Origin of the sequence: Motilibacter rhizosphaerae (assembly GCF_004216915.1) — a bacterium.
In the GTDB taxonomy this organism is placed as follows: domain Bacteria; phylum Actinomycetota; class Actinomycetes; order Motilibacterales; family Motilibacteraceae; genus Motilibacter; species Motilibacter rhizosphaerae.
Genome location: NZ_SGXD01000003.1, coordinates 345,374 through 362,065, shown reverse-complemented (window position 1 = coordinate 362,065; position 16,692 = coordinate 345,374). Strand labels below are relative to the sequence as shown.

Below are 16,692 nucleotides of genomic sequence, written 5' to 3'. Positions count from 1 at the left end.
CCGCGTGTTAGGTTCGACCCGGACGGGGACGCGGCGCGCTCCTCGTTCGTTGGGACCCGCCCCCTCGACCGACGACGACCGAACGGGACGCGCATGCACAGCTACGACGCAGCGGTGCTGCGTGCTGCTGCGCTCCCTGCGGGCGCGGTGGCCGTGGTGTGCAGCGCGGTCTGCCTGCTCGTCGCCGGTGGCCCGGGGCTCGCCGGGGCGGTGCTCGCGACGACGGTCGTGCTGGCGGTCTTCACGACGACGCTGTGGATGTGCTCGCGGACGCGGTCCACGGCTCCCGGCCTGGTCACGGCAGCGGTCCTCGGTGGCTACCTGCTCAAGGTGCTCGTCCTGGGCGCCCTGCTCGCGGTGGCCGGCTCCACCTCCGCGGTCTCCGGCGGCGCGGTCGCCGCGACGCTGGTCGCGGTGACGCTCGCCTGGATGGCGGGGGAGGTGCGCGCCTTCACCCGGCTGCGCACGCCCTACGTCGAGCCCGTCGGCTGGCCGGTGCCCGCAGCTGCGCGCCCGGCCGAGCGGACGCGCGCATGACGCCCGACCGCTCTCCTGCTAGGGTGCGCCCCGGACACGCGGTGGCGCCCCGCTCGGACGACGGCTGGGGCGTGCTGTCGTACCTGCTCACGGGGGTCTTCCTGTGGGGCGGACTGGGGTGGCTCGGCGACGACCTCCTCGGTACGGCGTTCCTGCTGCCGGTCGGGCTCGTGCTCGGCGCGGCGCTCGCGGTCTACACGGTCTACGTACGGTTCGGCCGGGACCCGCTCTCCACTCCGGAGTGCGGCACCCGGCCTGAGGCACAGGAGGGGCGGCGATGAGCGCGCTGGTACTCGCGGCGGCGAAGGGCTACGAGCCCCCGTCCACCGAGAACTTCTGGCAGCCGCTCATCGGCTCCGGGGCCTGGGCGATCACCCGGCCGATGGTCCTCATGGTCATCAGCGTGGTCCTGCTCGCGGTGGTGCTGCTCGGCGTGAGCCGGCGGCTCAGCGTCGTGCCGGGCCGGGCGCAGTTCGCCACCGAGGGCGTCTACGACGCCGTCCGCAACGGCCTCGGCCGCGACATCATCGGCGACCACGACTTCCTCAAGTTCCTGCCGCTGCTGTTCACGCTGTTCACGCTGATCCTCGTCAACAACGTCTTCTCGATCATCCCCGTGATCCAGTACCCCACGATGAGCCGCATCGGCTTCCCGGCCGGGCTGGCGCTCGTGGTCTACATCGTGTTCCACGCGATCGGGATCCGGAGCAAGGGCCTGGTCGGCTACTTCACCAGCCTCGCCCCTCCCGGGCTGCCGAAGCCGCTGCTGCTGCTCATCTACCCGCTCGAGCTCATCACCTACTTCTTCACGCGGCCGGTCACGCTGGCCCTGCGACTGTTCGGCAACATGTTCGCGGGCCACATCCTGCTGCTGCTGTTCATCACCGGCTTCGACTACATGCTGCGCACGAGCGACTCCTGGGTCCTCCACGTGCTCTCGATCGGGCCGTTCGTCGGCACGTTCGTCATGACCGCGTTCGAGCTGCTGGTGCAGGTGCTGCAGGCCTACATCTTCACGCTGCTGGCGGCGCTCTACATCGCGGGCGCCCTGGCGGACGAGCACTAGGCGCTCCACCCCGTAGCCTTCCCGCAGACTGACCCGCCGCTCCGACCGGAGCGGCACCCCCCGACCACGCAGGACCCCCTGCGACCGATCGAGAGGAACCCCACCATGGGCGGCAACATCGCGATCCTGGGCTACGGCCTGTCGGCCATCGGCCCCGGCATTGGCGTCGGCCTCATCTTCGCGGCCTACATCAACGGCGTGGCGCGCCAGCCCGAGGCCCGCGGCCTGCTGCAGCCGATCGCCTTCCTCGGCTTCGCGCTCGCCGAGGCGCTGGCCATCTTCGGTCTCGCCCTCGCGTTCGTCTTCAAGTGACGGTCCCGTCCTCCCGGCTCCGCACCTACTGACGAGGACTCGCCACCATGCACACGCTGGCAGCTGAGAGCGGTTGGGGCACCAAGGCCCCGATCATCCCGCACCCCGCCGAGCTCATCCTCGGCCTCCTCGCGTTCGCGCTGCTCTACTGGCTCGTCGCGAAGTACGTCGTGCCGCGCTTCGAGGCGGCCTACGCCGAGCGGTCGGCGCAGATCGAGGGCGGCATCGCCCGCGCGGAGCAGGCCCAGGCCGAGGCGGACGCGGCGCGCCAGCAGTACACGCAGGCGCTCGCCGAGGCCCGCAGCGAGGCCGCGCGCATCCGCACGGAGGCGCAGGCCGAGCGCAAGTCGATCGTGGACGGCGCGCGCGCCGAGGCCGAGCAGGCCGCGGCGCAGGTCCACGAGCGGGGCGCCGCCCAGCTCGCCGCCGAGGTGAACCAGGCCCGGAGCGAGCTCTCCCGCGAGGTGAGCCGCCTGGCGGTCGACCTGGCCGGCCGCATCGTCGGCGAGAACCTCGCCGACACCGACGCCACCCGCCGCACGGTGGACCGCTTCCTCGCCGACCTCGAGGAGCGCACGCCGGCCGTGACGGAGGGGCAGGCCTGATGCACGGCGTCAGCCGCGTCACCCTCGCAGCGCTGCGCGAGCGCCTCGCCGCCCGCGAGGTGGGGCACGGCAGCGCCGAGCAGGTCGAGCGCGAGTCCGGCGAGCTGCTCGCGGTCGCCGCGCTCCTCGGCCGCGAGACGCACCTGCGCTCCAGCCTCGCCGACGCCTCGGCGGACCCGGCCGGGCGCGCGCAGCTCGCCCACGCGGTCCTCGACGGGCGGGTCTCCGAGCAGAGCGCCGAGATCGTGGCCGAGGCCGCGCGCGGCCGCTGGTCGCGCCCCTCGGAGCTGGCGGACGCGCTCGAGTCGCTGGGGGCGGAGGCCGCCTTCGCGCTCGCCGAGTCCGCGGGCACGCTCGACCGGGTCGAGGACGAGCTGTTCCGCGTGGCCCGGCTGGTGTCGAGCAGCCCGGACCTCCGCCGCACGCTGTCTGACCCGGGCCTGCCCCTCGAGGGCCGGCGCGGGCTGCTGGGCCAGCTGCTGGGCGACCGCGTCGACGCGACGACGCTGCGCCTGCTCGACCACGTCGTAGGCTCGTTGCGGGGACGCCAGCTGGAGGACGCCCTCGACGACCTCGTGGCCCTGGCCGCCGTGCGCCGCACGGAGACCCTGGCCGAGGCCACGGTCGCCGTGGCGCTCACGCCGGAGCAGGAGCAGCGGCTGGCCGCGGTCCTGGGCCGGGTCTACGCCACGCAGGTCAAGCTCCAGGTGGTCGTCGACCCGACCGTGCTGGGCGGCGTCGTCGTCCGCGTGGGCGACGAGGTCATCGACGGCAGTGTGCTGCACCGGGTCGAGCAGGCCCGGCAGACCACCGCCGGGCTGTAGCAGAGCGCCGCACGACGGCGGGCTGCAGGGGCCGTACGCCCCGAGCGGGACGCAGGAGCACGAGTACGCCACGGGGTGGGGCCCTCCTCACCGCACACGAGACACGGGAGCACGACCGATGACGGAGCTGACGATCCGCCCGGAGGAGATCCGCGACGCGATCGAGCGCACCCTGGCGCAGTACGCGCCGGAGACGACGCGCGAGGAGGTCGGCACGGTCCTCGAGGCCGGTGACGGCATCGCCCGCATCGAGGGCCTGCCCTCGGTCATGGCCAACGAGCTGCTGCGCTTCGAGGACGGCAGCCTCGGCCTCGCGCTGAACCTCGAGGAGCGCGAGATCGGCGCCATCGTGCTCGGCGAGTTCGCCGGCATCGAGGCTGGCCAGCCGGTGCACCGCACGGGCGAGATCCTCTCGGTGCCGGTCGGCGACGCCTTCCTCGGCCGCGTGGTCGACCCGCTCGGCAACCCGATCGACGGCCTCGGCCCGATCGAGGCCAGCGACCGCCGCGCGCTCGAGCTGCAGGCCGCGACCGTGGTGCAGCGCAAGGAGGTCAAGCAGCCGCTCCAGACGGGCATCAAGGCGATCGACGCCATGACCGCCATCGGCCGCGGCCAGCGCCAGCTCATCATCGGCGACCGCCAGACCGGCAAGACCGCCATCGCCCTCGACGCGATCATCAACCAGCGCGAGGCGTGGCGCTCCGGCGACCAGGCCCAGCGCGTGAAGTGCGTCTACGTCGCCATCGGCCAGAAGGGCTCGACGATCTCGCAGGTCCGGGCGGCCCTCGAGGAGGCCGGCGCGCTGGAGTACACCACCATCGTGGCCGCCCCCGCCTCGGACCCGGCGGGCTTCAAGTACCTCGCCCCCTACACCGGCTCGGCCATCGGCCAGCACTGGATGTACCAGGGCGACCACGCGCTCATCGTGTTCGACGACCTGTCGAAGCAGGCCGACGCGTACCGCGCCGTCTCGCTGCTGCTGCGCCGCCCGCCGGGCCGCGAGGCGTACCCCGGTGACGTGTTCTACCTCCACAGCCGGCTGCTCGAGCGCTGCGCGAAGCTCTCCGACGAGCTCGGCGGCGGCTCGCTGACCGGCCTGCCGATCATCGAGACCAAGGGCAACGACGTCTCGGCGTTCATCCCGACCAACGTCATCTCCATCACCGACGGGCAGTGCTTCCTCGAGACCGACCTGTTCAACCAGGGCGTGCGCCCGGCGATCAACGTCGGCATCTCGGTCTCTCGCGTCGGCGGCTCCGCGCAGATCAAGGCGATGAAGAAGATCGCCGGCCGTCTCCGCGTGGACCTGGCGCAGTACCGCGAGCTCGAGGCGTTCGCCGCCTTCGGCTCCGACCTCGACGCGGCGTCCAAGGCCCAGCTGGCCCGCGGCTCGCGCCTGGTCGAGCTGCTCAAGCAGCCGCAGTACTCGCCGTTCTCGGTCGAGCGCGAGGTCGTCTCGATCTGGGCCGGCACCCAGGGCAAGCTCGACGACGTCCCGGTCGAGGACGTCCGCCGCTTCGAGGCCGAGTTCCTCGATTTCGTCGGCCGCGAGCACGCCGGGGTCTTCGCCGCGATCGTCGAGACCAAGGAGCTCTCCGACGACACGGTGTCCGAGCTCGACGCGGCGGTGACGGCGTTCAAGAAGCAGTTCACGACCTCCGAGGGCGAGCAGCTCGTCAAGGACGAGCCGGTCGCCGCCAAGGACGCGGGCGACGTGACGCGCGAGGGCGTGAAGCGCCACGTGCGCACCGAGGACCAGGTCAAGCAGGCGGCCGGCCCGGTCGGTCGCGGCGGCGCGTCCGAGACCACCCCGGGCTGATGCCGGCCCAGCTGCGCGTCCTGCGCCGGCGGATCCGCTCGGTGCAGGCGACGAAGAAGATCACCCGCGCCATGGAGCTCATCTCGGCCTCGCGGATCGTCAAGGCGCAGGCGCGGGTCAACGAGAGCCGCCCGTACGCCGAGGAGCTGACCCGCGCGCTGACCGCGGCAGCGTCCAAGGCGACGGTCGACCACCCGCTCGTCAGCGAGCACGAGTCGCCGAAGCGCGCCGTCGTCATCCTCGTGACGTCGGACCGCGGCCTCGCCGGCGCGTACTCCTCCAACGTCCTGCGCGAGGGGGAGGCCCTGACGGGCCTGCTCCGCAGCGAGGGCAAGGAGGCCGTGCCGTTCCTCGTCGGGCGCAAGGCGGTGAGCTTCTACCGCTTCCGCGGCCGCAGCAACGGCGGGGAGTGGACGGGCTTCAGCGACGCGCCGAAGTACTCGGACGCGAAGGCGGTCGCGGACGCGGCCGTGGAGCTCTTCCTGCGCGACACCGAGGCCGAGGACGGCGTGGACGAGGTCCACATCGTCTACACCGAGTTCGTCAACATGGTGACCCAGCGCCCGGTCGCGCACCGGATCCTGCCGCTGGTCGTCGAGGAGACGACCGAGGAGCCCGAGGGCGGCCCGCTGCCGCTCTACGAGTTCGAGCCCTCGGCGGAGCAGGTGCTCGACGCGCTGCTGCCGAAGTACGTCGTCAGCCGCGTCTGGAACGCGCTGCTCCAGGCCTCGGCCTCGGAGCACGCCGCCCGACGGCGCGCGATGAAGGCGGCGACGGACAACGCCGACGAGCTGGTGAAGGCCTACACGCGCGAGGCCAACGCCGCCCGCCAGGCCGCCATCACCCAGGAGATCAGCGAGATCGTCGGTGGCGCCAACGCGCTCGCCGACGCCACGGCCGGTTCGTGAGGAAGGACGAAGCATGACCGCGACCCTCGAGGAGCAGACGGGCACCGGCTCCACCGGAGCGACCGGCCGCGTCTCCCGCGTCATCGGCCCGGTGGTGGACGTGGAGTTCGCCGCCGACACGATGCCCGACATGTACAGCGCCCTGCACGTCGACGTCACCCTCGGCGAGCTGAGCAAGACCCTCACGCTGGAGGTGGCCGCCCACATCGGCGACAACCTCGTGCGGGCCATCTCGATGCAGCCCACGGACGGCCTCGTCCGCGGTGCCGCGGTGACCGACACCGGCGCGCCGATCTCGGTGCCCGTCGGCGACGTGACCAAGGGCCACGTCTTCAACGCGCTCGGCGAGTCGCTCGACGTGCCGACGGCCTCGCTCGAGGTCAAGGAGCGCTGGCCGATCCACCGCAAGGCGCCCGGCTTCGACCAGCTCGAGTCGAAGACCAACATGTTCGAGACCGGCATCAAGGTCATCGACCTGCTCACGCCGTACGTCCAGGGCGGGAAGATCGGCCTGTTCGGCGGCGCCGGCGTCGGCAAGACGGTCCTCATCCAGGAGATGATCTACCGCGTCGCCAACAACCACTCCGGCGTCTCGGTGTTCGCCGGCGTGGGGGAGCGGACCCGCGAGGGCAACGACCTCATCGCGGAGATGACCGAGACCGGCGTCATCAACCAGACCGCGCTGGTCTTCGGCCAGATGGACGAGCCACCGGGCACCCGGCTGCGCGTGGCGCTGTCCGCGCTGACGATGGCGGAGTACTTCCGCGACGTCCAGAACCAGGACGTGCTGCTCTTCATCGACAACATCTTCCGGTTCACGCAGGCCGGCTCGGAGGTCTCGACCCTGCTCGGCCGCATGCCGAGCGCGGTGGGCTACCAGCCGACGCTGGCCGACGAGATGGGCGTCCTGCAGGAGCGCATCACCTCGACGCGCGGGCACTCGATCACCTCGATGCAGGCGATCTACGTCCCCGCCGACGACATCACCGACCCGGCCCCGCACACGACGTTCGCGCACCTCGACGCGACGACCGTGCTCTCGCGGCCGATCTCGGAGCTCGGCATCTACCCGGCCGTGGACCCGCTCGACTCGACGTCGCGCATCCTCGACCCGCGCTACGTCGGCGACGAGCACTACGCCACCGCGCAGCGCGTCAAGGAGATCCTGCAGCGCTACAAGGACCTCCAGGACATCATCGCGATCCTCGGGATCGACGAGCTGTCCGAGGAGGACCGGCTCCTCGTCAACCGCGCCCGCCGCATCCAGCGCTTCCTCTCGCAGAACACCTTCGTGGCCAAGGCCTTCACCGGCCTCGAGGGCTCGTTCGTCCCGCTGTCGGAGACGATCGAGGCGTTCACGAAGATCGCCGACGGCGAGTACGACGACGTGCCGGAGCAGGCGTTCTTCCTCTGCGGTGGCCTCGAGGACCTCGAGCGCAACGCAGCGGAGCTGAAGAAGAACAGCTAGCCGCCGGGCGGCCGTCCGGACGCGAGTACGCTGGGTCCCCCAGGTGCTCGCGCCCGGACGGCCCGCTCTCCGCAGCCTGTCCGTGGTGGGGGACGTGCCCCCTGGTCCGAGGAGAAGACCGTGCCGCTGAACGTCGAGCTCGTCTCACCGGAGCGCCCGCTCTGGTCCGGCGAGGCGTCGATGGTCGTCGCCAAGACCGTGGAGGGCGACCTCGGCGTCCTGCCCGGTCACGCGCCGCTGCTGGCGGTGCTGGCGAACGGCGTGGTCCGGATCGACGCGACCGAGGGCGAGGGCGTCAGCGCGCTGGTCCTCGGCGGCTTCCTCAGCGTGGCCGACGACCGCGTCTCGATCCTCGCGGAGTCCACCGAGCGCGTCGACGAGATCGACACCGCAGCAGCGGAGAGCGCGCTGCGCGAGGCCGAGGAGTCCGGCGACGACGCCGCAGCCGACCAGGCCCGAGCCCGGCTCGCGGCGGCGCACGCCGCGTCCTGACGGAGCTGCCGATGGCCGTCCACGACATCCTCGACGCCCTCGGCCTGCTGCTGCTCCTCGTCCTGCTGGTGCTGCTCGGCTTCGCCGTGCGGCGACGCCTCCTCCAGCGCCGCGGCGGCACCTTCGACTGCAGCCTGCGCAACCCCCGCCGCCGTGCCCCGAAGGGCTGGATGCTGGGCGTGGGCCGCTACTCCAGCGACACCATCGAGTGGTACCGCGTCTTCAGCTTCTCCCCGCGCCCGCGCGACGTCGTGGGCCGGCGCGGGCTCGAGGTGCTGGCCCGCCGGGCCCCCTCGGGCGCCGAGGCCCTCGCCCTGCTGCCCGGCGCCGTCGTGCTCGACTGCGCGGAGGGCGAGCGCCGCGTGGAGCTCGCCATCGGCTCGGACGCCCTGACGGGGTTCCTCGCCTGGCTCGAGTCCGCCCCGCCCGGCCAGCACTCGTCGTTCGTGGCCTGAGCCCCTGCCGCTACCCCCAGTTGATCGGGGTCCCCGATCACGTGGGGCTCGTCCCGAGGAGATCTCCTCGTGATGACCCCCGTTTGATCGGGGGCCCCGATCAAATGGGGGCCGCGGGGGTCAGCCCGCGGAGGGGCCGCCGGGCTGCCAGAGCACGTCGCCCTCCTGGGCGTTCGCCGTTCGGGCCAGGATGAACAGCAGGTCCGACAGCCGGTTGAGGTACGTCCCCGGCAGGTCCCCGAGCTCCGCCCCGGCCTCCCGCGCCGCCCAGACCGCCCGCTCCGCCCGCCGCACCACCGTGCGCGCGGTGTGCAGGAGGGCCGAGCCGGCCGTACCGCCCGGCAGCACGAACGAGCGCAGCGGCGGGAGCACGTCGTTGGCCTCGTCGCACCAGCGCTCGAGCCGCTCGACGTACGCACCGGTGACCCGCAGGGGAGCGCCCGGCTCGCCCGGCCCGGGCTCGCCCTCGGCCCGCGGCCGGCAGAGGTCCGCGCCGAGGTCGAACAGGTCGTTCTGCACCCGCAGGAGCACGGCCGCGGTCCCCTCGGGCAGCGCGCCGAGCGCGAGCGCGCAGCCGATCGCGGCGTTGGCCTCGTCGACGTCCGCGAAGGCCACGAGCCTCGGGTCGGTCTTCGCGACCCGGGAGCCGTCGCCCAGCGCGGTCGTGCCGTCGTCACCGGTGCGGGTGTAGATGCGCGTCAGGATCACCACCCTCGGGAGCCTACGATGAGTCCCGATGGAGCGCTTTCGGGTCGTCGGCGGTGGCCGTCTTCAGGGTGTGGTCCGCGTCACCGGGGCCAAGAACAGCGTGCTCAAGCTCATGGCCGCCGCGCTGCTCGCCGAGGGCGAGACGGTGCTCGCGGACGTGCCCGACATCCTCGACACGCGGATCATGGCCGAGCTGCTCCGCCGGCTCGGCTGCCGGGTCGACCACGACGCCGCTGCCGCGACCGTGCGCATCGACGTGCCGGGCGAGCTCGGCAGCGAGGCGGACTACGACCTGGTCCGGCGCATGCGCGCCTCGATCTGCGTGCTCGGCCCGCTGCTCGCCCGCTGCGGCAAGGTCAGCGTGGCCCGGCCGGGCGGCGACAACATCGGCTCGCGCCCGCTCGACATGCACATCGCGGGCCTGCAGAAGCTCGGTGCCGACGTCGAGTCCGAGCACGGCAACATCGTCGCGACCGCGCCCAGCGGGCTGACGGGCGCGACGATCTGGCTGGACTTCCCCAGCGTGGGCGCGACCGAGAACATCCTCATGGCGGCGGTGCTCGCCCGCGGTACGACGGTCATCGACAACGCCGCCCGCGAGCCCGAGATCGTCGACCTCTGCCTGATGCTCGAGCAGATGGGCGCCCGCATCTCCGGAGCGGGGACCTCGACGCTGGAGGTCGAGGGTGTCGAGCGGCTCTCCCCGACGCACCACGTCAGCGTGCCGGACCGCATCGTCGCCGGCACCTGGGCGTACGCCGCGGCCATGACCCGCGGCGACGTCACCGTGCGCAACGGCCGGGCCGAGCACCTCGAGATCGCCCTCGACAAGCTGGCCACCGCCGGCGCGGACGTGAGCCGCGTCGAGGTCGACGGCGAGCCGGGCTTCCGGGTGGTGATGGACGGCCGGCCGCGCGCGGTCGACGTCGTGACGCTGCCCTTCCCGGGCTTCGCCACGGACCTGCTGCCGATGGTGCTCGCGCTCAACAGCGTGGCCGAGGGCGCGGCCATCGTCACCGAGAACGTCTTCGAGGCGCGGTTCATGTTCGTCGACGAGCTGGCTCGGCTCGGCGCCGACGTCCGCACCGACGGCCACCACTGCCTGGTCCGCGGGCGGGAGCGCCTGTCGGGGGCGCCGGTCCGGGCCCACGACATCCGGGCGGGGGCGGGGCTCGTCATCGCCGGCCTGGTCGCGGACGGGACGACGACGGTGGGGGACGCGTACCACGTCGACCGCGGCTACCCCGGCTTCGCCGAGCAGCTGCGCTCGCTGGGCGTCGAGGTCACCCGTGAGACGGACCCGGACGCCGACCTGCTCGACGGCTGAGCGTCAGGCGCCGGCGAGGATCCGGCGCGCCGTCCGCTCGTCGGTCGCGAAGACCATCACGCGCGGGCCGTCGGTCGTCGGCGCGACGGTCGCGCGCAGCCCGGCGTCCTCGAGGGTGCGCCGCTGCACCTCGGCCTCGACGAACGTGCCGGGCGCGCTGACCGCGACGAGCAGGCCGTACTCCTCCGGCGTCCCGCGCTTGCCCTGCTTGGCGACCAGCGAGCCCCCGTGGCCGAAGGCCCAGCGCAGCAGCAGGGCGAGGATCCCCACCACCGCGAGGGCGAGGACCGGCCCGAACAGGAAGTCGTAGTCCTGGAGCCGGATCTCGAGCACCCGCCCATCCTGCCCCTCAGCGCGACACGCCGCAGTCCCGGCGCAGTGGCCTAGATCACCCCAAGCGTCGCGTACCGTCATCGGAGGCGACGAAGGCGTCGCCGCGACGCAACCGATCCGGCCGCGGGAGCGTCTAGACAGGTGTGGAGGCCGTACGGGGGACCGATGACCGCGTGCCGAGGGGTGCAGGAGGTGAGCGGGCGGTGACGAGCGAGCGCGCGACCGACCAGCGCACCATCGACCTGTCCCGTGCCGAGCGGCCCGCTGCCGCCCTGCGGATCACCACGACCGGCAGCAGCCACGACCAGCGGGTCGCCCTCCGCGGCAGGCTCGACGTCAGCACCGTGGGCGACGTGCGGACCTGCCTGCACGACCTGCTCGGCGAGGGCACCGGCGACCTGCTCGTCGACGTCGCGGACGTCGACGTGGCCGACGCGACCGGGCTCGGCGTCCTCGTGGGCGCGCACCGCCGGGCCGAGCGGCTCGAGCGCCACCTCGTGCTCGTGGGCGTGACGCCCAAGCTGACCCGCCTGCTCCGCCTCACCCGCCTGCACCGGATCCTGCGCGTCCGCGTGGAGGCTGCCGCGGCCTGACCGCTGGCCGTCACGCGGCGCGGTTAGGGTTCGCGCTGTGCATGCGCAGGTCCAGGCCCTCGCTCTCGTCGTGGTCGTGGCGTTCGTCTACGCCCTCGCCCGGCGCGTCGGCGCGCTCCCCCCGCTGCTCCTCGTCCTCGTGGGGCTGGTGGCGTCGTTCGTCCCCGGGGTGCCGGAGTACTCCCTCGACCCCAGCGTCGTGCTGACGCTGTTCCTGCCCCCGCTGCTGTACGCCGCGGCGATCCAGACCTCGCTGCCCGGGTTCCGCGCGAACCTGCGCCCGATCGGCCTGCTCGCCGTCGGCTGCGTGCTGTTCACGACCGCGGTGGTCGCCGTGGTCGCGCACGCGGCCGTGCCCGGCCTCCCGTGGGCGGCCGCCTTCGCGCTCGGCGCGATCGTGGCGCCGCCGGACGCCGTCGCCGCGACCGCGGTGGCCCGCAAGGCGGGCCTCCCGCGGCGGGTCGTGACGATCCTCGAGGGCGAGAGCCTCGTCAACGACGCGACCGCGCTCACCGCCCTGCGCGTCGCCGCGGGCGCGGTCACCGCCGCCACGAGCTGGCCGCACGCCGTGCTCGAGCTCGTCGTCAGCGCGGTCGGCGGCGCCGTGGTCGGGCTGCTCACCGCCACCTTCGTCACCTGGCTGCGGCGCCGGACGACCGACACCGTGCTCGACAGCACCGTCTCGCTGCTCACCCCCTTCGCGGCGTACGCGGCGGCGGAGTCCTGGGCCTCCGGCGTGCTCGCGGTCGTCGTCGCCGGCCTGCTGCTCGGCCACCGGTCGCCGCTCCTGCAGTCGCCGCAGTCGCGCCTGCAGCAAGCGAGCCTCTGGCGCATGATCGAGTTCCTGCTCCAGGGCGTGCTCTTCGCGCTGCTCGGGCTGCAGCTGGCGCCCGTCCTGCGCGGGCTCGACGAGGACGCGGGGGTCGCCGTGCGCGCGAGCGTGCTCGTCGCGCTCGCCGTCGTCCTGACCCGTCCGCTGTGGGTCTTCCCCGGCACCTACCTGCCGCGGCTGGTCCCGCGCATCGCCCGCACCGAGCCCCCCGTCCCGTGGCAGAGCCCCGTCGTCATCTCCTGGGCGGGCATGCGCGGGGCGGTCAGCCTCGCCGCGGCCCTCTCCCTCGACGAGCACTTCCCGCACCGCCGGCTCGTCATCGTCATCACCTTCGTCGTCATCGGCACGACGCTGCTGCTGCAGGGCTCGACGCTGCCGCTCGTCATCCGCCGCTCGGGGCTGCAGCCGGCCGACCCGACCCAGGACGTCCTCGCCGAGGCGGCGGTCAAGCAGCGGGCCGCCCGGGCCGCGGAGGCCGAGCTCGACCTCGCCGTGGGCGAGACCGACCTCCCGCACGGGGTCGAGGACCGGCTGCGGGCCGGTGCCCGGCACCGCGCGCTCGCGGCCTGGGAGCGGCTGGGCGGGGGACCGGGCGGCTCCGGGCAGGGGGACGCGCCGACGGAGCGTCCCTCGGACGCCTTCAAGCGCGTACGCCGGCGCATGCTCGACGCCGAGCGGCGGGTGCTCGTCACCGCGCGCGACGAGGGGCACATCGACGAGGAGGTCATGCGGGCGATCCTGCGCGACCTCGACCTCGAGGAGGCGATGCTCAGCCGCGACGAGGGGGAGTGAGGTCGAGCAGGCCGAGCTCCATCGCCCGCGTGACGGCGTGCGTGCGGTCGGCGACCTCGAGCTTGGCGAAGGCCCGCAGCAGGTGCGTCTTGACCGTCGCCTCGCCGATGTGGAGCGCGAGCCCGATCTCGGCGTTGGACAGCCCGCGGCCCACGCCCTGCAGGACCTCGAGCTCGCGGGCGCTGAGCGAGGGGCGGGCGGGAGAGCGCACGTGGGTCAGCAGGCGCTGGGCGACGGGAGGTGCGAGCACGGTCTCCCCGCGCGCCGCGGCGCGGATCGCGGCGAGCAGCTCGTCCTGCGGGGCGTCCTTGAGCAGGTAGCCCGTGGCGCCCGCCTCCACGGCGCGCAGGATGTCGCCGTCGGTGTCGTACGTCGTGAGCACGAGCACCCGCGACCAGCCCCCGGCGACGATCCGCGCCGTGGCGGCGGCGCCGTCGAGCACGGGCATCCGCAGGTCCATGAGCACGACGTCCGGGTGCAGCTGCTCCGCCAGCGCGACGGCCGCCGCTCCGTCGGCCGCTTCGCCGACCACCTCGACGCCGTCACCGGTGAGCAGCGTGACCATGCCGGCGCGGACGACCGGGTGGTCGTCGACGACGAGGACGCGCACCGCCGGCCCGCTCACCAGTCCATCGTCGCAGCCGGCTGGGCGGGCAGCACGACCGCCGGCGCGGCGAGGTCGCGCACGTCGATGCAGACCTCGGTGCCGCGGCCGGGTGCCGTCACCAGCCGGAGACCCGCGTCGAGGGCGCCGAGGCGGCTGCGCATGCCGAGCAGGCCGTAGCCGGCGCCGCCCTCCACCGCGGCGGGGTCGAAGCCGCGACCGTCGTCGCGCACCCGCAGGCAGACCTGGTCGTCCTCGAAGCGCAGGCCGACCTCGACCGCGCACGCCTCGCTGTGCTTGCGGACGTTCGCGAGGGACTCCTGGGCGGCGCGCAGCAGCACGACGTCGACCTGCGGCCGGAGGGGGCGCGGCGTCCCCGTCACGACGTAGGCCGTGGTGACGCCGGTCTCGCTGCGGAAGCGGGTGACGAGCCGGCCGATCGCGTCGACGAGGCTCGCCTCCTGCAGCGGCGCGGGAGCGAGGGCGGCGACCAGCGCCCGGGCCTCGGCGAGGTTGTCGCGGCCGAGCGACTCCAGCGCCGTGAGGCGGTCCGCCGCGAGCCCGGTGTCGCCGCCCTCCAGGGCCCGGGTCGCGACGCGGGAGAGCATGACGACGCTGGCGAAGCCCTGGGCGAGCGTGTCGTGGATCTCGCGGCTGAGCCGCTCGCGCTCCTCGAGCACGCCCTCGCGGTGGTGGGCCTCGGCGAGCTGCTCGCGGGTCGCCTCGAGCTCCTGGATGAGCGCGCCGCGCGCCTCGCTCTCGCGGAACACCCCGGAGATGAACAGCCCGAGCAGGGCCGCCACGACGAAGTTGACGGTCGCGGCGATGGTGCCGCTCACCCAGGCCCCCGAGGTGTCCTCGGCACCGTGCCAGACGGCCACGCCCAGCGCGCTGCTCAGGGCCGCGGCGGCGACGAGGGCGTCGCGGCGCCGCTGGAGGATCGCGAACGTGTGCGGGTAGAGCACGAACAGCAGCATGTAGGCGCTGTCGTCGGTCCAGACGGCGCCGACGAAGCAGGCGTAGGCGACCGCGACGTACGCGTAGCCGGCGGGGGGCGTGCGCTGCTGCTCGATCGCGCGGACCCCGAGCGCCGCGTACGCCGTGATGAGCAGCGCGCAGCAGGCCGTCGACGCCCAGTGCCCGGCCAGCACCGTGAGCAGCGTGACGACCGTGAAGAGCCCGAAGCTCGTGACGTGCCAGCCGCGTCGGCTGCGCGCCCAGACGTCGGTGCCCACGCCCGCCCCGGTCACCGGGCCTCCCGCTGCCAGCGGAACGTCCGGACGGCGACGAGCAGGCCGGCGAGGGCCCAGGCCGCGAGCACGAGCGCGATCCGCCCGTGCTCCCAGCTGTGCGCCGGCTCCTTGCCCTGGAAGGAGTCGGGCAGGAAGACCGAGCGCATGCCCTGGGTGAGCCACTTGAGCGGGAACAGCGCGGCGACGTGCTGCATCCACGAGGGCAGCTGGTCGTACTGGAAGAAGACGCCCGAGATGAACTGCAGGACGATCGCGACCGGCGAGACCACCGCGGGGGCCGACTTGCCGTTGCGCACGATCGAGCTGAAGGCGATGCCGAGCATCGTCATGGCGGCGCTGCCCAGCAGCACCAGCCAGACGAAGGTGACCCAGCGGCCGCCGTCGCTCGGCAGGTCCAGCCCGAAGAGCAGGTGGCCGAGCACGATGAGCAGCGTCAGCTGGCCGACCGTCGTCGCGAGGATCAGCGCGATCTTGCCGATGAAGTAGGAGCTCCGCGGCATCGGCGTGCCGACGAGCCGCTTGAGCGTCCCGTTGTCGCGCTCGACGGGGACCGAGATGGCGAGGTTCTGGAACCCGCTCGTCATCAGGCCCGAAGCGATCATGCCGGCGACGAAGTACTGCCGGAAGCTCACTCCGGGCGCGATGGCGCCGCTGAACACCGAGCCGAAGATGAACATGAGGATCAGCGGGAACGTGAAGATGAACACCACGGCCTCGCGGTCGCGGAAGAACTGCTTGGTCTCCACCTCCGCGCGGGCCAGGCCCACGGACAGCGCGGTGGGGGAGCGGCGGGGCGGGGCTGCGACGCCCTCGGTGGCGATGCTGGACGCGCTCACGCCGGCTCTCCGATCATGCGCAGGTAGGTGTCCTCGAGGGTGGGCCGCTGCACGAGCAGCCCGGGGACCTCGGCGCCGTCGAAGCGGGCAGCGAGCTCCCGGACCGTACGCGTCGGCTCGGTCGTCCGGATCTCGCGCGGCCCCTCGACGGGGTCCGTCCAGCGCACCACGGCGGGCGCGTCCTGCCGCCCGCCGAGCGTCTGCGGCGTCGCGACCTCGACGATGCCGCCGCGGGCGATGACGCCGACGCGGTCGGCGAGGTGCTCGGCCTCGTCGAGGTAGTGGGTGGTGAGCAGGATCGTCGTGCCCTCCGCGGAGAGCCGCTCGATGAGCTGCCAGAACTGCCGTCGCGCCTCGGGGTCGAAGCCCGTCGTCGGCTCGTCGAGGAAGAGCAGCTCGGGGTCGCCGATGATGCCGAGGGCGACGTCGAGCCGGCGCCGCTGGCCGCCGGACAGCGCGCGGGTGCGGGAGGCGCGCTTCTCCTCCAGCCCGGTGGCGACGAGCACGGCGTCGACGTCGCGGGGCCGCGGGTAGTAGCGGGCGAAGTGGCGCACGGTCTCCTCGACGCTGAGCTCGGCGAAGTCGTCACTGCTCTGCAGGACGATGCCGATGCGGCGCCGCCAGGCGAGGTCGTCGTCGGCGGGGTCCGCCCCGAGCACGCTCACCTCGCCGGCGTCGCGCGGCCGGTAGCCCTCGAGGATCTCGACGGTCGTCGTCTTGCCGGCGCCGTTCGGGCCGAGCAGCGCGAACACCTCGCCCTGGCGCACGTCGAGGTCGATGCCCGCGACGGCGGGCGTGCCGGCGTACGACTTCTGCAGGCCGCGTACGGTGATCGCGTCGCTCATGCGCACAGCGTGCCGCTGCCTGCGCGTGCCGCGCTACGACCGTTCGCCCGGCAACCTGTGTCCACCGTCCGGTGGACCCGCAC

Annotated in this window: 20 protein-coding genes; 14 read left to right on the top strand and 6 right to left on the bottom strand. The window is 73.5% G+C overall.

The window, feature by feature from the left end; all coding sequences use genetic code 11:
* The first annotated feature begins 93 nt into the window (after window positions 1-93).
* The 11 genes from EV189_RS12475 to EV189_RS12425 all read left to right on the top strand — a co-directional run bounded on the left by EV189_RS12475 (window position 94) and on the right by EV189_RS12425 (window position 8,486).
* A complete protein-coding gene (locus tag EV189_RS12475; RefSeq protein ID WP_130493283.1) occupies window positions 94-537 on the top strand; it encodes a hypothetical protein in 444 nt (147 codons plus the stop codon).
* A 23-nt stretch (window positions 538-560) separates the two neighbouring features.
* Entirely contained in the window at window positions 561-818 is a 258-nt protein-coding gene (locus EV189_RS12470) for an AtpZ/AtpI family protein (RefSeq protein WP_231116341.1), read from the top strand.
* Window positions 815-1,603 (top strand): F0F1 ATP synthase subunit A, encoded by a 789-nt coding sequence (gene atpB, locus EV189_RS12465; protein ID WP_130493282.1) that lies wholly within the window; start codon window positions 815-817, stop codon window positions 1,601-1,603. Before EV189_RS12470 ends, atpB begins: the two co-directional genes overlap by 4 nt.
* A 105-nt stretch (window positions 1,604-1,708) precedes the next feature.
* Window positions 1,709-1,915, top strand: coding sequence for an ATP synthase F0 subunit C (gene atpE, locus EV189_RS12460; protein WP_130493281.1), 207 nt, complete (start codon window positions 1,709-1,711; stop codon window positions 1,913-1,915).
* A 47-nt stretch (window positions 1,916-1,962) separates the two neighbouring features.
* The gene (locus EV189_RS12455) at window positions 1,963-2,520 is read left to right on the top strand and encodes a F0F1 ATP synthase subunit B (protein WP_130493280.1); all 558 of its coding nucleotides are present in this window, start codon (window positions 1,963-1,965) and stop codon (window positions 2,518-2,520) included.
* Window positions 2,520-3,344, top strand: a complete 825-nt coding sequence (locus tag EV189_RS12450) for a F0F1 ATP synthase subunit delta (RefSeq protein ID WP_130493279.1) — start codon at window positions 2,520-2,522, stop codon at window positions 3,342-3,344. The genes EV189_RS12455 and EV189_RS12450 overlap by 1 nt, the downstream gene beginning before the upstream one ends.
* 118 nt (window positions 3,345-3,462) lie before the next feature.
* On the top strand, window positions 3,463-5,163 hold the full coding sequence (gene atpA, locus EV189_RS12445) for a F0F1 ATP synthase subunit alpha (protein ID WP_130493278.1): 1,701 nt from the start codon (window positions 3,463-3,465) through the stop codon (window positions 5,161-5,163).
* Window positions 5,163-6,071 (top strand): F0F1 ATP synthase subunit gamma, encoded by a 909-nt coding sequence (locus EV189_RS12440; RefSeq protein ID WP_130493277.1) that lies wholly within the window; start codon window positions 5,163-5,165, stop codon window positions 6,069-6,071. Before atpA ends, EV189_RS12440 begins: the two co-directional genes overlap by 1 nt.
* A 13-nt stretch (window positions 6,072-6,084) precedes the next feature.
* Window positions 6,085-7,539 carry a F0F1 ATP synthase subunit beta gene (gene atpD, locus EV189_RS12435; RefSeq protein WP_130493276.1) on the top strand — a complete coding sequence of 485 codons (1,455 nt, stop codon included), beginning with the start codon at window positions 6,085-6,087 and terminating at the stop codon, window positions 7,537-7,539.
* Between the two features lie 120 nt (window positions 7,540-7,659).
* Window positions 7,660-8,031: a F0F1 ATP synthase subunit epsilon gene (locus EV189_RS12430; protein ID WP_130493275.1), complete on the top strand. Its 372-nt coding sequence runs from the start codon at window positions 7,660-7,662 to the stop codon at window positions 8,029-8,031.
* A gap of 11 nt (window positions 8,032-8,042) precedes the next feature.
* Window positions 8,043-8,486 carry a DUF2550 domain-containing protein gene (locus EV189_RS12425; protein WP_130493274.1) on the top strand — a complete coding sequence of 148 codons (444 nt, stop codon included), beginning with the start codon at window positions 8,043-8,045 and terminating at the stop codon, window positions 8,484-8,486.
* Window positions 8,487-8,606: 120 nt separating this feature from the next.
* Here the strand turns inward: EV189_RS12425 and EV189_RS12420 are convergent, their stop codons facing one another.
* Window positions 8,607-9,197: a cob(I)yrinic acid a,c-diamide adenosyltransferase gene (locus EV189_RS12420; protein WP_130493273.1), complete on the bottom strand. Its 591-nt coding sequence runs from the start codon at window positions 9,195-9,197 to the stop codon at window positions 8,607-8,609.
* 25 nt (window positions 9,198-9,222) lie between these two features.
* Between EV189_RS12420 and murA the strand changes: the two genes are divergently transcribed.
* Window positions 9,223-10,521, top strand: coding sequence for a UDP-N-acetylglucosamine 1-carboxyvinyltransferase (murA, locus tag EV189_RS12415; protein ID WP_130493272.1), 1,299 nt, complete (start codon window positions 9,223-9,225; stop codon window positions 10,519-10,521).
* A 3-nt stretch (window positions 10,522-10,524) separates the two neighbouring features.
* Here the strand turns inward: murA and EV189_RS12410 are convergent, their stop codons facing one another.
* Window positions 10,525-10,854, bottom strand: a complete 330-nt coding sequence (locus tag EV189_RS12410) for a hypothetical protein (RefSeq protein WP_231116340.1) — start codon at window positions 10,852-10,854, stop codon at window positions 10,525-10,527.
* A gap of 278 nt (window positions 10,855-11,132) precedes the next feature.
* Here EV189_RS12410 and EV189_RS12405 point away from each other — a divergent pair, with 278 nt between their 5' ends.
* The gene (locus EV189_RS12405) at window positions 11,133-11,447 is read left to right on the top strand and encodes an anti-sigma factor antagonist (protein ID WP_130493762.1); all 315 of its coding nucleotides are present in this window, start codon (window positions 11,133-11,135) and stop codon (window positions 11,445-11,447) included.
* Between the two features lie 37 nt (window positions 11,448-11,484).
* Entirely contained in the window at window positions 11,485-13,071 is a 1,587-nt protein-coding gene (locus EV189_RS12400) for a Na+/H+ antiporter (RefSeq protein WP_130493271.1), read from the top strand.
* Here the strand turns inward: EV189_RS12400 and EV189_RS12395 are convergent.
* Genes EV189_RS12395 through EV189_RS12380 form a run of 4 tightly spaced genes read right to left on the bottom strand, consistent with a single transcriptional unit; the run spans window position 13,049 to window position 16,609 of the window.
* Window positions 13,049-13,699: a response regulator gene (locus EV189_RS12395; protein ID WP_407938142.1), complete on the bottom strand. Its 651-nt coding sequence runs from the start codon at window positions 13,697-13,699 to the stop codon at window positions 13,049-13,051. The two genes, EV189_RS12400 and EV189_RS12395, sit on opposite strands and share 23 nt — an antisense overlap.
* Window positions 13,693-14,925 (bottom strand): sensor histidine kinase, encoded by a 1,233-nt coding sequence (locus EV189_RS12390; RefSeq protein ID WP_130493269.1) that lies wholly within the window; start codon window positions 14,923-14,925, stop codon window positions 13,693-13,695. The genes EV189_RS12395 and EV189_RS12390 overlap by 7 nt, the downstream gene beginning before the upstream one ends.
* The gene (locus tag EV189_RS12385; protein ID WP_231116338.1) at window positions 14,922-15,764 is read right to left on the bottom strand and encodes an ABC transporter permease; all 843 of its coding nucleotides are present in this window, start codon (window positions 15,762-15,764) and stop codon (window positions 14,922-14,924) included. Before EV189_RS12385 ends, EV189_RS12390 begins: the two co-directional genes overlap by 4 nt.
* Window positions 15,761-16,609, bottom strand: a complete 849-nt coding sequence (locus EV189_RS12380) for an ABC transporter ATP-binding protein (RefSeq protein WP_130493268.1) — start codon at window positions 16,607-16,609, stop codon at window positions 15,761-15,763. The genes EV189_RS12385 and EV189_RS12380 overlap by 4 nt, the downstream gene beginning before the upstream one ends.
* Between the last annotated feature and the right edge of the window lie 83 nt (window positions 16,610-16,692).

Bases quoted from the DNA above. Each gene is read 5' to 3' on its own strand.
- atpD (WP_130493276.1), top strand. From the start codon at position 6,085: ATGACCGCGACCCTCGAGGAGCAGACGGGCACCGGCTCCACCGGAGCG.
- atpE (WP_130493281.1), top strand. From the start codon at position 1,709: ATGGGCGGCAACATCGCGATCCTGGGCTACGGCCTGTCGGCCATCGGC.
- EV189_RS12440 (WP_130493277.1), top strand. From the start codon at position 5,163: ATGCCGGCCCAGCTGCGCGTCCTGCGCCGGCGGATCCGCTCGGTGCAG.
- EV189_RS12450 (WP_130493279.1), top strand. From the start codon at position 2,520: ATGCACGGCGTCAGCCGCGTCACCCTCGCAGCGCTGCGCGAGCGCCTC.
- EV189_RS12380 (WP_130493268.1), bottom strand. From the start codon at position 16,609: ATGAGCGACGCGATCACCGTACGCGGCCTGCAGAAGTCGTACGCCGGC.
- atpA (WP_130493278.1), top strand. From the start codon at position 3,463: ATGACGGAGCTGACGATCCGCCCGGAGGAGATCCGCGACGCGATCGAG.
- atpB (WP_130493282.1), top strand. From the start codon at position 815: ATGAGCGCGCTGGTACTCGCGGCGGCGAAGGGCTACGAGCCCCCGTCC.
- EV189_RS12425 (WP_130493274.1), top strand. From the start codon at position 8,043: ATGGCCGTCCACGACATCCTCGACGCCCTCGGCCTGCTGCTGCTCCTC.
- EV189_RS12475 (WP_130493283.1), top strand. From the start codon at position 94: ATGCACAGCTACGACGCAGCGGTGCTGCGTGCTGCTGCGCTCCCTGCG.
- EV189_RS12455 (WP_130493280.1), top strand. From the start codon at position 1,963: ATGCACACGCTGGCAGCTGAGAGCGGTTGGGGCACCAAGGCCCCGATC.
- murA (WP_130493272.1), top strand. From the start codon at position 9,223: ATGGAGCGCTTTCGGGTCGTCGGCGGTGGCCGTCTTCAGGGTGTGGTC.